This is a genomic window from Pseudochelatococcus sp. G4_1912, from assembly GCF_047501465.1.
Classification (GTDB): Bacteria; Pseudomonadota; Alphaproteobacteria; order Rhizobiales; family Beijerinckiaceae; genus Pseudochelatococcus.
This window is the reverse complement of record NZ_JAZDRL010000001.1, coordinates 103,300-117,564: the sequence shown is the minus strand read 5'-3', so window position 1 is coordinate 117,564 and position 14,265 is coordinate 103,300. Positions and strand designations below refer to the sequence as shown.

Sequence of the window (14,265 nt, the reverse complement as noted above, 5' to 3'; positions counted from 1 at the left end):
GTTGACCAGTTCAAACGTTGACGGGCGACGTATGGGTGTGGAACGCCTTGATCCGGCGAAACAGCGGCGTGTCATGCGGGGCTGGCGCCTCACCAGCGCTGAACCACGAGAACAGATCCACATCCTGCAACTCAGACATTCGCTCGAACTCGGCCACTTCGTCCTCACTGAGCTTGTCCATTTCCGAATCAGCGAAGGGGCCGAAAATCAGATCCATCTCGCGCATGCCGCGATGCCACACGCGAAATTTCAGCCGCCGGCGACGTGTATCAAGGTCTAGACCGTCCGAAAGATCAGCCTTGGCATCAGAGTTGTTGACAACGTCAGCGGCAGATGAATAATCGTTCATGATTTGTCCCTATAAAGACATATAATCGCCATCGGCGTTTCTATCAGCTATATAACGCCTACATCGTTTTTGCTCAAGCAATCCTTCAACCGCATCTGTCTGCAAGTTTCCCCATGCGCCCCAATCTGCTCGATCCACTATTTGCTGCCGTCACGGCCTTGCCGGGTGTGGGACCACGCTTGGGCAAATTGTTCGATAGGCTGCTCGGTTTGGCTGAAAGACCGGCGCGTGTAGTTGATCTGCTTTTTCATCTACCAAACTCGGTGATCGACCGCAGCCGCCGCCCTCTGATCCGCGATACCCGTGCCGGCGATATCGTGACATTGACTGTACGTGTGGTTGAGCATCGCCCGCCGCCCTATGGTCGTTCGCGCGCCCCCTTCCGTGTGGTGGTCGAGGATGGCACTGGCGATGTTACGCTCGTCTTCTTCTCAATGACGCAGGCGCGCATCGACAAAATGCTGCCGCTGGGCGAAACACGTGTTGTATCGGGCCAGATCGAATTCTGGGAAAGCTTTCGCCAAATGGTGCATCCTGACCGTGTGATGACGGTTGAAGAGGCGGAAAACCAGCCTCTGATCGAACCAATTTACGGGCAGACAGAGGGCCTTACCTCTCGCACCATTGCCCGCATCGCGCAGGTCGCGCTTGAGCAGAACCTGCCACAACTGCCTGAATGGCAGGATAATGCATGGCTCGCAAAACAGGGCTCACCCAATTTCGCAACAGCACTGTCGATGTTGCATCGCCCCGAATCCTCCGCAGTCTTTGCCCCTGAAAGCGTAGCGCGCAAACGCCTTGCTTATGATGAACTGCTGGCCTCTCAATTGGCGCTCGCCCTTATGCGCGCAACGCACCGCAAGGCTTCAGGGCGCATCAATACCGGTGATGGACATCTTGTAGCGGCAATCACTGAGGCGCTGCCCTTCGCTTTAACCCAAGGACAGCAAAAAGCACTCGATGACATTCGCGCCGACCTTGGCGAACCGCAACGCATGCTGCGCCTTCTGCAAGGCGATGTCGGATCGGGCAAAACCGTGGTTGGTCTACTGGCCATGGCAAGCGTGGTGGAAGCTGGGCGGCAAGCCGCTCTCATGGCTCCCACTGATATCCTCGCCCGACAACATTTTGCACGTCTTGAGCCATTGGCCAAGGCCGCGGGCCTCTCTGTTGCGCTGTTAACCGGGCGCGATAAAGGCGCCGGTCGCACCGCCACCCTTGCCGCGATTGAATCTGGCGAAGCACAGATTGTTATTGGCACGCATGCATTGTTTCAAGACAGCGTCACTTTCCATGATTTGGGGCTGGCAGTTATCGATGAGCAGCATCGTTTCGGCGTGCACCAGCGCTTTGCTCTCAGCCGCAAGGGCGATGGTGTGGATATGCTGGTGATGACGGCAACCCCCATTCCGCGCACGCTCATGCTGACATGCTTTGGCGATATGGATGTTTCACTGCTACTGGAAAAGCCCGCGGGCCGCCAACCTATCGATACGCGCGCCCTGCCGCTTGACCGCCTAGGGGATGTCGCTGAAGGGCTGCATCGCGCCTTGCAGCGTGGGGCGCGAGCCTATTGGGTTTGTGCGCTGGTGGAAGAATCCGAAATGCTTGATGTCGCAGCCGCGCAAGAACGGTTTGAGGATCTACAGCGCTTATTCGGCCCCATTGTTGGCCTGTTGCATGGCAAGATGAGCGGGCGCGATAAGGATGCCGCGATGAGCGCCTTCCAACGCGGCGAGACGCGCATTCTGGTTGCCACCACCGTTATCGAGGTGGGTGTGGATGTGCCTGAAGCGACCATCATGGTGATCGAACACGCGGAGCGATTTGGTCTTGCACAGCTCCACCAGCTACGAGGGCGCATTGGGCGCGGTTCGGATGCCTCAACATGCCTTCTGGTCTACAAGAATCCTCTTGGTGAGGTCTCGAAAGCCCGCATTGCCATCATGCGCGAGACGGAGGATGGCTTCCGCATTGCAGAAGAAGACCTGAAACTGCGCGGCGAAGGCGAAATTCTCGGCACCCGTCAATCCGGCACCCCCGCCTTCCACCTCGCACGCATTGAGGATGATGCCGATCTGCTGCGCATCGCCCGCGATGACGCACGCCTCATTCTTGAACGCGATCCGAGCCTCGCAACAGAGCGCGGACGTGCGCTGCGTGTACTGCTTTATTTATTTGAGCGCGACGAAGCCATCCGCCTGCTACGCGCAGGCTAGAGCGTCGCTCGATTAATCGGGCACAGCCGCAACGCTCTATCTCTTTGTTTATGCATCAAATTTATCCAGGAAGGGGTATCCACTTTTTGGTTTGATGCAATTATACAATCACTGTTACCATCTCAAGGAAACCTCATGCTGCGCATCGCCACCTGGAATATCAACTCCGTCCGCCTTCGGATCGGGCATTTGACGGCGTTTCTGGAGGAAGCGAAGCCAGATATCCTGTGCCTGCAGGAAATAAAATGCATGGATGATGCATTCCCGGCATCCGAAATCGAGGATATGGGCTACAACATCGCCGTACACGGCCAGAAAACCTTCAACGGCGTCGCAATTCTCTCACGTCTTCCGCTTGAAGATGTCACGTGTGGCTTGCCTGGTGATGAGGCGGATGAGCAATCCCGTTATATCGAAGCGGTGGTGTCGGTTGCATCGGGTGCGGTACGGGTAGCATCGATTTATCTGCCCAATGGCAATCCGGTGAATACCGAGAAATACGCCTATAAACTCAAGTGGATGGATCGCCTCACCGCCCACGCGCAGTCTCTTCTCGCACTGGAAGAACCCTTCGTTCTGGCAGGTGATTACAACGTCATCCCACATGCGCGCGATGCTGCAAAGCCAGAGCAATGGGTAGAGGACGCGTTATTTCTGCCGCAAACGCGCGCCAAATTTCAGGGCCTTCTCAACATCGGGCTGACAGAAGCACTGCGCGCGTGTGATGATAGCGAAGGACTTTACACGTTCTGGGATTATCAGGCGGGCGCGTGGCAGCGCAATAACGGCATCCGTATTGATCATCTGCTGCTCTCGCCACAAGCAGCAGATCACTTAAAAGATGCGAGCATTCACAAACACTTGCGCGCGCTTGAAAAGCCGTCAGATCACGTGCCAGTATTGATTGATCTCGATCTATAGAATTAACTGCGAACACAGTAGAGACGAGAGCGGCCCGTCATTCTGCCGCTTGCCAATAGTGCTACCTATTGCATCAGACCTAAAGTAGATACCGCTATTTTCCAATGCTACAAACAAATAATTAGAGCAAAACACCAAACCAACTTGAATACATTTTGCTCTATTATTCAGAACTTACCTTATAAAACTACTGCAGAGGCAACCCGTATGTCCGTTAGGGAAAGTTATACTGTAGGACGATTCACCATTACTGATATAATTGATAGTAATGACATTTCTTCGCCTCAAAATCCTGACAATATGGATCTGAATACGTCCCTTGCTTTGCCAAAAAGCACCTCAATTACAGCTACACACTCCCTTGACGGCCATTTTGTCATCAGGAATCGACTCCCCCAGCCTAAAACCCCGCGATCCCCTCAATCACCGCGTGAACGACAAGTGCGCTGGATAAAAAGTAAGATTGATAACGTTGCGCAGCATAGGACGCCGCCAAAAACGTCTTTCTCCAGAACCTTAAGTCCAATTCCTGAGTAAGAAGGGATGCCTGTCATGGTGGCTACAAAATAATGAGCCAAGGCTAGCAGCTGTTCATTTGGTTGGGCAGGCGCCAGAAATGACCAGATATGCAGGGAAATGCAAGAAGAGCGGGGTGTAGTCCAGTCAGTTGGCTCGACACATCGCCGGTCGGTTGGCGTCCGCAGGAAGATGGCTCATTACGCTGCTTATCTTCAGCGCTGAATTCATTTCTTGCCGAAGAGCCGTTGCGATCAAATACGGGTTCTGATCCTAAATTACTGTTTCTGACGCAAATATTGTTCGAGATATGAAAGCGCCTGCTGGCGTTCTGTCTCGCTTGCTATCGCAAAATTTTTATCGTGGAGTTCATTAATCCACGCATCCTTGTTCGCTGCGTCGCTTTCGGTTGCGGTCGCATCGCGGGCTAGCGTAAGCCACATGAGACCTAACCCCGCCTGACGCGGAACACCATCGCCCGATACGAGAAGATTGCCCAATATAGCCTGCGCCTGATGATGCCCCTTGCCAGCGGCAAGCTTCAACCAGCGCGCAGCCTGACGGGCATCCTTGGGCACACCATTGCCTTCAAGGTAAAGACGAGCAAGGCTATACTGACCATCCGGATCGCCATAATAGGACGCAGCGTATTGGAACATGTCCACCGCACGGCTGATATCTGGCTTCACGTATGTATTTGGAATACCGTCAAGAAAATACCCGCCAAGAGCCACAAAAGCACTCGACACAAACGGCGCCTGACGGGTGCCGGGGCTTTCATCTGCGTAACGATCGGCAATCTGGGAAAAATATTCAAAAGCCTTCAGATCATCATGATCAACGCCGTCGCCTTCTGCGAACATGCGCCCGAGCTTCCACAATGAAACCGTATGGCCTTGGGTTGCTGCAAATTGCAGCGCGCGCACAGCGCCCACCTTATCGCCGGCGTTGTAGTGTTGAATGCCGCGACGGAAAGCATCGCCGACAGACTTGAAACCGCCATCAGGATCAAGCGGATTAGCAGCATCAATGGGATTAGCCACAGCATCTTTGGCTTTAACAGGAATCAGCAGCGCCTGAGATCCATCTTGTGCTTGCGCCGAAAACGACGCGCTCATGGCTACCGCAGCAGCCAAGCAAAACAACACAAAGGAACCAATGCGAGCGTATAACATTACATCAACGCCCGTTCTAACAGCACCGATTTCATCATTGATCCCGCCCACTCAACATGTCCGTTAGCTACCTGTGTTATGCGCGCCCGATATAAACCAAAGCTGTATAGCAATTTACTGGCAACAATCACGAACTGGCCACTACTCTACCGAGAAGTATGAAGCCTGTTCTTTATGGCGTTATCACGGCAATCAATTTTTTTTCAAAATACAACGCGAACTATGATTACTGCGACCACAGGTTGCGCTGGCTTTGTATAGCATCAACGCAACCTGAAGCGTTTCCACGCCTTACTTTCTACGCATCAACCAATGGCCGCGAGGCGTTCGAGAGCCGCAACAATTTGTGCCTGTCGCGCCTGATATTCAGCCTTACGCTCTCGCTGATCCTCAATAATTTCTTCTGGAGCACGCGAAATAAAGTCCGCATTGCCTAATTTGGCATCAATACGGCCGATATCTGCGGTCAGCTTGTCGGCATCCTTGCGCAGACGCGCGCGTTCAGCATCAAGATCAATGATTCCCGCCAATGGTAAGGCTACGACTTCGCCTTGCACAATAATCTGCACCGCGCCAGCTGGCGCCATGTCAGTGAAGGTGATGTCGGACAGGCGCGCCAATCTGGCGATAGTATCACGCCAACGCTGTGCCAACGCACGGGTTTGAGCTGAAATACCGACCAGCGCCAACGGAATCTGCGCTCCCGCTGGCACGTTCATTTCGGCACGGACAGAACGTACCTCAGACACAAGCGCGATCACCCAACCGATTTCGGCCTCCGCCTCCGCATCACCCTTGCCTGAAGCCTCAGGCCATGGGGAGAGCGTTAACAGGCTTTCACGTGCAGGGCCTTGCTCACCCTTGATGGCCCATAGTTCCTCAGTGAGAAACGGCATAAACGGATGCAAGAGTTTAGTGACCTCGTCAATCAACCAGGCAATCGTTGCGCGGGTTTCTTCCTTCGCCGGGCTGTCATCGCCTTGCAACACAGGCTTGGCCAGCTCCAGGTACCAGTCGCAGAACACGTTCCAGACGAATCGATAAGCCGCACCTGCCGCCTCATTAAAGCGGAAGCCTTCAAGCGCCACCGTAATATCCCGCGTTGCCTGACGAACTTCAGCCAAAGCCCAACGGTTAAGCATCTCCTTGGCATCAGCTGGGTTGAAACCGGCAACACGCACGCAGCCATTCATTTCCGCAAAGCGCGATGCATTCCACAGTTTGGTTGCGAAATTGCGATAGCCTTCAACACGCTGCGTTGCGAGCTTGATATCGCGCCCCTGTGCCGCCATTGCCGCAAGCGTAAAGCGCAATGCATCAGCGCCATATCGATCAACCAGATCGAGTGGATCGATAACATTGCCCTTTGACTTCGACATCTTCGCCCCGCGCTCGTCGCGAACCAGCGCGTGGATGTAGACATTGCGGAACGGCACTTCATCCAGAATATGCAGGCCCATCATCATCATACGGGCAACCCAGAAGAAGATGATGTCAAACCCCGTCACCAGCGTGCTGGTAGGGTAGAAGCGCTTCAGCTCAGGCGTTTCATCCGGCCAGCCCATCGTTGAGAATGGCCACAGGCCAGATGAGAACCACGTATCAAGCACATCCTCATCGCGGGTCAGCGTCACATCGCTGGTGCCATAATGGAGGGCAGCAGCAGCATGCGCCGCAACTTCATCTTCCTCAACGAAGGCATGGCCATCTGGCCCATACCATGCGGGAATCTGATGTCCCCACCAGAGCTGACGCGAGATGCACCACGGCTCAATGTTTTCAAGCCAATCAAAGAAGGTCTTTTCCCAGTTTTTTGGGATGAAAACGGTGCGCTCGTCACGCACAGCCTTCAGCGCGCGATCAGCCAATGGCTTCACGTTGACGTACCACTGATCCGTCAACCACGGCTCAATCACAACACCGGAGCGATCGCCATGCGGCACCATGTGTGTATGTGGCTCGATCATGTCGAGCAATTCGCGCTCTTCCAGCATCGCCACGATCTTCTTGCGCGCAACTGCGCGATCGTCACCTTCAAGGGCCAGCACAGCATCAAGATCCGCACCGGCAATGGTGTCGCGCAGGAAGTCTTCATTGCCGACAATGCGCACTTCAGCTTCCGCGCCAAGCACGTTGATGACACGCAGGCCATGCCGCTTGCCAACTTCAAAGTCATTGAAATCATGCGCCGGCGTAATCTTGACCGCACCCGTACCCTTTTCAGGATCGGAATAGGTATCTGCTACAACAGGAATCCGGCGCCCGACCAACGGCAGCAGCACATCCTTGCCTATGAGGTCGGTGTAGCGCTCATCATCGGGATGAACAGCCACAGCCACGTCGCCCAGCATGGTTTCAGGACGGGTCGTAGCCACGATGATAAACCGGCCTGGCTCATCAGCCACCGGATAGCGCAGGTGCCACAGGTTGCCCTTGGTCTCGATCTGCTGCACTTCGATATCGGAAATTGCCGTCTGGAAGCGCGGGTCCCAATTGACGAGGCGCTTGTCCTTATAAATCAGGCCATCGCGATGAAACTGTACAAACACCTTGCGCACAGCGCGCGACAAACCTTCGTCCATCGTGAAACGCTCGCGCGACCAATCGCATGACGCCCCAAGACGGCGCAGCTGCCGACCAATCGTGCCGCCTGATTCGGCCTTCCACTCCCAGACACGTTCAATGAAAGCCTCGCGGCCCATCTCCCGGCGTCCGGGTTCCTTACGCTCAGCGAGCTGGCGCTCAACCACCATCTGGGTGGCGATACCAGCGTGATCCATGCCGGGCTGCCAAAGCACATCCTTACCGCGCATGCGCTCAAACCGGCATAGGATGTCCTGCAACGTATTGTTAAGGGCGTGGCCCATATGCAGCGAGCCAGTAACGTTTGGCGGTGGAATCACAATGGAATAAGGCTCGGCATCCTTGCGCTCGGGCCGACCGGCGCGGAACGCGCCTGCATCTTCCCAAACCTGGGCAATACGCGCTTCAACAGCTGCGGGCTCGAAGGTTTTTTCCATCGCACTCAACTTGCATACTCAACTTCTGGCATGATCGGACAGGCGCACCAACGGCACGCAATTAGCTAGCTGGACATGAAACGGAGGCAGCCGCCTATGTCAAGGCACAGACACCGCTTTCAGGGCATCCAGATATATAATGTATCCTGCGGCGAAATTCAGACCTCATTGCACCAAAGTGATTCATAAGGAATCCAGGCCAACCACAGCTGCCTCAAAAGAGGCCCAGGATTTTGAGATTCGCGTCATGGTGAGCAGAAATTGTTGCCTTGCGAGAACAGCTGCGTAATAGACTTCTCTCCATCGGCGCAAACACCAGTCGCAGATCATCATGACGCGAAGATCAGCGCATCCCTAGAGGGCTTGCGCTTCTTTCAACACAGCTTCGGCATGGCCGGGTACTTTCACCTTGCGCCAGACCTGGGCGATCTTTCCTTCAGGGTTGATCAGGAAAGTTGCACGATCAATGCCAAAATATTTGCGCCCATACATGCTTTTTTCCACCCAGACGCCATAGGCTTCAATAGCTTCTTTCTTTTCGTCGGAAGCGAGCGGAATAGCCAGATCGTATTTATCGCGAAATGCTTCATGGCTTTTCATGCTATCAGCAGAAACGCCGATAATGGCCGTGTTTGCTGCCGCAAAGGCATCGCGCATTCCATTAAATGCGATTGCCTCTTTTGTGCAGCCGCTGGTGTCGTCCTTGGGATAGAAGTACAGCACGACAGAACGTCCACGCAGACTGGATAACGAAAGCGTTTCACCAGTGCTGCCAGGAAGCGTGAAATCAGGGGCGATATCGCCGGGTTCAAGGCTCATAGCGGTCTCCAACGTCAAACTGCATCATGATGATAATTGAATGAGATGAATCACCTTATAGCAGTTTGCTTTTGATTTGATCGTCAAATCGCGTGCAACTGACTGAAAATCAAAAAAATGAGAGCAGCTTGCGCTCCAGCCCATACCTCAATCGAAATGTTCACCATCCCATTGGTATTGCAAGCGCATCTAACTATATACAAAAGCGGGTTTCAGGGGGCCTCAATCTTCTCGCCATGGCAGTGTTCAAGCACTTCGGAAATTGAGAAGCAGATCGTCATCCCTTACTTTTTACACTTGATTTTCCTTATGCCTGTTGCGCTTATCCGTAGCTCATGCAGACTTGCACACGAGAAGCCCCGTGCTTCGCAACCGGCAAATGGCAACGGTCAGGGGCATGGTCACACAGCGACAGCTCGATAACAAACGCCACGCCTTCGCCCTTAAGCGGCCTGGGCGAAGGCATGGTATTGCGCGTCGTGTAACCGATAGCCTGTTGCGCGCCAGCTTGTGGTTGCTCCTGATCATTGCGGTTTGCGCGGGGGGAATCGCTCTGCGGATGTCTTTTGGGCCTGTTTCAGCGCAGATGCTGGCAGAGCCCATTGCAAAAGCCCTGACCGATAGGCTCTCCCCCGGCTGGACAGCACGCATTGCTAACACTGGCGTCGCCATTTCCGATTTTGGCCCGGCCCTTCTTGCCGATAACATCGAGATTCTTCAGCCAGACGGCACCTTGTTTCTGCAAGCGCGCGCGGGCGAGATCGCATTAAATCCGTGGCAACTGCTTTATGGCGATATCCATGTAACATCGATTGCCTTTTCCGGCATTGATGCACGGCTTACCATGATGCCAGACGGCAGCATCCGCGCCGGTGATGATGCAACCGCCCCAATACTACCCTCAGATGATACATCTGCTCCGCCTGTGCAGTTTGATGAAGCTGTCATCGGCGTGGCCAATCTGCTCTCGGACCCGGCTGGCCTCACGCGCACACTTGATAGCGTATCGCTATCTGAAGCCCGCCTTACATTTGTTGATACGCATGGCAGCGTGCGGGCAGTATTCACTGATGTCGCCGCAGACCTCATCAAAACAGGCCCTGACGAGCGCGCCATGACAGTCGGCCTCAAGGGTGCGGCTAATCGCTGGACGATCAATGGCAGCATCAAGGGTACACGCGGCTTACAGCGAGACATCACACTCACATTGGCACAAGCCCCTCTCGCTGATTTGCTGATGCTTAGTGGCGCGCAAGACCCTCCAATTACAGGTGATATTGCCTTTTCCTCCCAGATTCATCTGACAATTTCGCCAGAGGAAACACTCACATCGCTTAAAGGCGCGGTTGAGGGGTCGCATGGCACATTGCTCTACCAGGACCGCGATCAGCCCCCGCTTGATGTCACCACCTTGCGACTGGAAGCAGAACGCGACAACGTCAGCGGTGACCTTATCATACCGTCGTTTGTGCTACATGTTAGTGATGCAAAGTTTGCCCTGAATGGCCGTGTGCGGTTCAGTGACCCAACACACAACTGGCATTTGCAGCTTGATAGCAGCAGCGCCGTTCTGCCGCCACTATCCCCTGCTGAAACGCCACTGACCATTGATAAACTGTCGCTGGCATTTATCGGCATGACAGGCGGTGGAGTGAAAGTTGAACGCGTGGCAGCTTCCGGGGCTGGCTTTGGCCTCGCGCTCAACGGTGAACTTGGGGGCCCCAATAGAAAGGGCAGTGTAAGGCTCGGTATTCAAACAGCACGCTCAAACGCAAGGGCGATTCTACGATTTTGGCCCGCATTCGTTACACCCGAGCCACGCCATTATCTGATTGAGAATTTATCGGAAGGGGTCATCGAATCGCTCAATATCGCAGTTGATTTGACCAGTGAGCAGTTAGCGGCCTCACGCAGGCGCGAGCCATTACCTGCAGATTCGGTACGAACACAGTTTTCTGCCATTGATGTCACGTTGCAAGCAGCGCCGGGCTTTCCGCCGCTCACTGATGCATCGATTGCAGGCGTCATTACAGGCAACAGCGGCGCCCTCACCGCCTCTACCGCTATTGCGGAAATCATACCCGGCGAAGAACTGACATTAAGTGAAGGCCGCATGTCGATTTCGCGGCTCACAGCGCCTATTGATTCGACAATTGATTTTCGCTTGCAAGGTAGCGCTTCGACGCTGGCACGCTTGCTGCAAAGAGATGCTTTGCGGCATATATTCAACTTCGATATCGCGCCGGAGACGATACAGGGTGAAGCAGACCTGAATGTCTCGCTCGCGCTACCGCTTATCAAGAACTTGCGCGCAGATCAGGTTGTTACGCGCGCTTCGGGACAGCTGCGCAATCTGGCGATTGATCTTGAGACCGGCAAGGACCGCCTGACAGATGGCGATTTGGCAATAAAGCTGGATGCCAAAAACTTCACCCTTGCAGGCAACGGCCAGCTTGGCGGCCTTCCAGCGGAAATCAATCTGCTTCAACCTCTGCGCAAGAGCGAAGGCCCGGCAAAGGCAGATATTATCCTTACCCTCGACGATGCAGCGCGCGCCAAACGCGGCATCAACCTTGGCAAGCACCTTACAGGCCCGATCACTGCGCAGATCAGTACAACATTGGGCAAAGATATTGCGGGTAAAAACACCCCCTTGAAAGTCGAGGTTGATCTGGCGCGTGCGCGCATTGATCAGCTTGTACCGGGATGGGTCAAAGCTGCGGGAAAGCCAGGACGCATCACCTTTTCGGCAATTGACGATAACGGTTATGCCCTCTCCAACATCGTGCTCGATGCAGGAGCTTCCGCGAGAGGTAGCGCACAATTTGATCCGCAAGGTGATTTTAGAAGCGCTTCTTTGACAGGTGTAAAGCTATCGCCCAATGACGATTTTGCGCTTGATATCAATAATAACAAAGGCATCTATCATATTTCAGTAAAAGGCAATCTGCTTGATGCACGACCATTCCTGCGCCTCGTCCGTGATGGCAGCACAGGTAGTGTGAGTGGCGATGGCGCATCTGCGCTCAATCTTGATGTCGCAGTAGCGGTAAACATTCTTGCAGGTTTCAATGGCGAATCGCTTTCAAAGGCAGCGCTCACGCTCGCATTACGCAAGAACACGCTTGATTCGATGCGCCTTTCCGGCAGCTTCAGCGGCGCGGCGTTGCAGGCAGAGGTGGCGCAAAACAACCGCAACGTTGTGGTTCTTCAAAGCAATGATGCGGGCGCAGCCCTGCGTTTTGCCGATATCTATTCTTACATGGCTGGCGGCATCATGAATATGCACGTGGCTCTGACAGACGGTGGCGCAGGGCTAATAATGATCCGCGATTTTGCCATTCGCAACGAACCGACAATGTCGCGCATTCTGACCGAAAGCCCCAAAAAGTTTTCTGTAGACCCAGGCAACGTGCCCTTCACCAAGATGCGGGTGAAATTTACACGCTCACCGGGACGCATCAACATTCAGGAAGGTGTTCTTTGGGGCCCGGGAGTCGGGGTAACACTTGAGGGTAATCTGGATACCCAAAACGAAACCATTGATGTTTCAGGAACCTATGTTCCCGCTTATGCGCTGAACAATATCTTCAGTCAGGTGCCCATCCTCGGTCCATTGCTGGGTGGTGGGCAATATGAGGGGTTGTTTGCGATTAATTTCCGGGCACAGGGGCCATTTGCTTCGCCCTCTTTAAGTATTAATCCGTTATCGGCTATCGCCCCGGGCATTTTCCGTAAATTTTTCGACCTCGGGCGTGCCGATAGCGGACAGTAATAAAGATGTGTCGTAACGCGATTGATGATTCACGTTACAACCGCTCATTGCTTAACGAATAATATGATCTTTTAGGCGGCTGATGGCCCTGGATCATCGTGACCAGGTGTATTTAAGCCGCTTGTATCCCCTCCCCGCAAAACACGCGCACTTGCGAGATCCACAATCGATTCAGCCTCCACATCATTTGTTGTTTTAGCCCCAACAGAAAGGATTGTGAGCTGATGGATTCGACCATCACGCGCAGTCCATGCGATGGACTGGCCCTCGGAAAGACCAATCAACGCAGTCCCAATGGGGGTGAGAATCGAAATACGGCCTGCGGAAATATCAGCCTCAGCCGGATAAACCAGAGTCACCCGACGACGTTGACCATCTTCCGATTCGAACTCAACTTCCGAGTTCATGCGCACAACACCCACTGGCAGCTTCTCGGACTTGACCACGCGTGCGCGCTCCATTTCAGACAGAAGCTCCTCGGAAACGGCGGGATTACGATCAGCAATGGACATTGCAAGCGCAGACAGGCGTTCCTGCTCTTCAACGCTGACAATGATTTTGGGCAATGGGGTGCGACCTGATTTCGTCATGATGTCACCTTGTCAATTGTGCGCACCCCAGCTGATTCCAGCAGGGCACTTGATGGACGCTATCGCCATGGACGCAATGCCAACATGGCTCAATGGATAAGAATTTAAAGCCTGTAAGGGCTGCCAAAAGCCTGCGATGCAGAAAGCTTATGATTTAGGTCACCAAAGTAGGGACCGGTGACGACGCGTCGCCGTCACCCTCTATTGCGCGCGGCCGCCATCCTGCGGCAGCGGTGCAGACCAATATGACCGGCGCAAGACCGCAATGTGCAAAGAGCCCCAGCCCTCGCACAACCCGAACTTCTACCTGGCAGCAAGCGCCGCATGTTAGCCATGGTCAACATCAGCCTATGCTTGCCGCAATAGGGCAGTTTGTCAAATCACAGCACGCCTCGTGGCGTGCGCGCACAAAAAGAAACAGCCTGCAGACCTTCTGGTCTACAAGCTGTTTCCGAAACTGGCTCCCCGAGCAGGACTCGAACCTGCGACCCAGCGATTAACAGTCGCTTGCTCTACCAACTGAGCTATCGAGGATTATCGATAAACAGGGGGATACAAGATGCCATTTCCGGATGCAAGATCTTTTTGCATTTTTTCGCAGTCATCCCCAAAATGTGGATAACCACCCCCTGCTCTCTCTTTGAATTTCATATCCATCAAGGAACTGCACAGTTTTTGTGTGAAATTTTGCGGGAAAGATGCACAAGATGGATCAGGACAGTTGCCAATCAGCGTGGGCCTTTGTATGAAGCAGGCAGTGAGGCCTCGTGGCGGAATGGTTACGCAGAGGACTGCAAATCCTTGTATCCCGGTTCGATTCCGGGCGAGGCCTCCAGCAATATGCTAAAGTGACATAAACGCTTATAGCATTGCCGCATCGG

8 protein-coding genes and 2 tRNA genes are annotated in these 14,265 nt (G+C 54.0%); 4 read left to right on the top strand and 6 right to left on the bottom strand.

Going from position 1 to position 14,265, the window contains the following annotated elements; all coding sequences use genetic code 11:
- Nucleotides 1-10: 10 nt before the first annotated feature.
- Nucleotides 11-349, bottom strand: a complete 339-nt coding sequence (locus VRZ32_RS00525; protein ID WP_414523491.1) for a succinate dehydrogenase assembly factor 2 — start codon at nucleotides 347-349, stop codon at nucleotides 11-13.
- Between the two features lie 113 nt (nucleotides 350-462).
- On the opposite strand from VRZ32_RS00525, the gene recG reads away from it, so the two are divergent.
- Nucleotides 463-2,568: an ATP-dependent DNA helicase RecG gene (gene recG, locus VRZ32_RS00520; RefSeq protein WP_414523490.1), complete on the top strand. Its 2,106-nt coding sequence runs from the start codon at nucleotides 463-465 to the stop codon at nucleotides 2,566-2,568.
- A gap of 138 nt (nucleotides 2,569-2,706) precedes the next feature.
- On the top strand, nucleotides 2,707-3,489 hold the full coding sequence (gene xth, locus VRZ32_RS00515; protein WP_414524991.1) for an exodeoxyribonuclease III: 783 nt from the start codon (nucleotides 2,707-2,709) through the stop codon (nucleotides 3,487-3,489).
- 794 nt (nucleotides 3,490-4,283) lie between these two features.
- On the opposite strand, the gene VRZ32_RS00510 is transcribed toward xth, so the two are convergent.
- The 3 genes from VRZ32_RS00510 to VRZ32_RS00500 all read right to left on the bottom strand — a co-directional run bounded on the left by VRZ32_RS00510 (nucleotide 4,284) and on the right by VRZ32_RS00500 (nucleotide 9,019).
- Nucleotides 4,284-5,123 (bottom strand): tetratricopeptide repeat protein, encoded by an 840-nt coding sequence (locus VRZ32_RS00510; RefSeq protein ID WP_414523489.1) that lies wholly within the window; start codon nucleotides 5,121-5,123, stop codon nucleotides 4,284-4,286.
- A 362-nt stretch (nucleotides 5,124-5,485) separates the two neighbouring features.
- Nucleotides 5,486-8,200: a valine--tRNA ligase gene (locus VRZ32_RS00505; RefSeq protein ID WP_414523488.1), complete on the bottom strand. Its 2,715-nt coding sequence runs from the start codon at nucleotides 8,198-8,200 to the stop codon at nucleotides 5,486-5,488.
- A gap of 354 nt (nucleotides 8,201-8,554) precedes the next feature.
- Entirely contained in the window at nucleotides 8,555-9,019 is a 465-nt protein-coding gene (locus VRZ32_RS00500; protein ID WP_414523487.1) for a peroxiredoxin, read from the bottom strand.
- 379 nt (nucleotides 9,020-9,398) lie between these two features.
- Between VRZ32_RS00500 and VRZ32_RS00495 the strand changes: the two genes are divergently transcribed.
- On the top strand, nucleotides 9,399-12,794 hold the full coding sequence (locus VRZ32_RS00495) for a DUF3971 domain-containing protein (protein ID WP_414523486.1): 3,396 nt from the start codon (nucleotides 9,399-9,401) through the stop codon (nucleotides 12,792-12,794).
- A 71-nt stretch (nucleotides 12,795-12,865) separates the two neighbouring features.
- Here the strand turns inward: VRZ32_RS00495 and rnk are convergent, their stop codons facing one another.
- Together rnk and VRZ32_RS00485 are read right to left on the bottom strand one after the other, a co-directional pair.
- Nucleotides 12,866-13,384: a nucleoside diphosphate kinase regulator gene (gene rnk / locus VRZ32_RS00490; protein ID WP_414523485.1), complete on the bottom strand. Its 519-nt coding sequence runs from the start codon at nucleotides 13,382-13,384 to the stop codon at nucleotides 12,866-12,868.
- 458 nt (nucleotides 13,385-13,842) lie between these two features.
- A tRNA-Asn gene (locus VRZ32_RS00485) sits at nucleotides 13,843-13,918 on the bottom strand.
- A gap of 227 nt (nucleotides 13,919-14,145) precedes the next feature.
- Here VRZ32_RS00485 and VRZ32_RS00480 point away from each other — a divergent pair.
- A tRNA-Cys gene (locus tag VRZ32_RS00480) sits at nucleotides 14,146-14,219 on the top strand.
- Nucleotides 14,220-14,265: the final 46 nt, after the last annotated feature.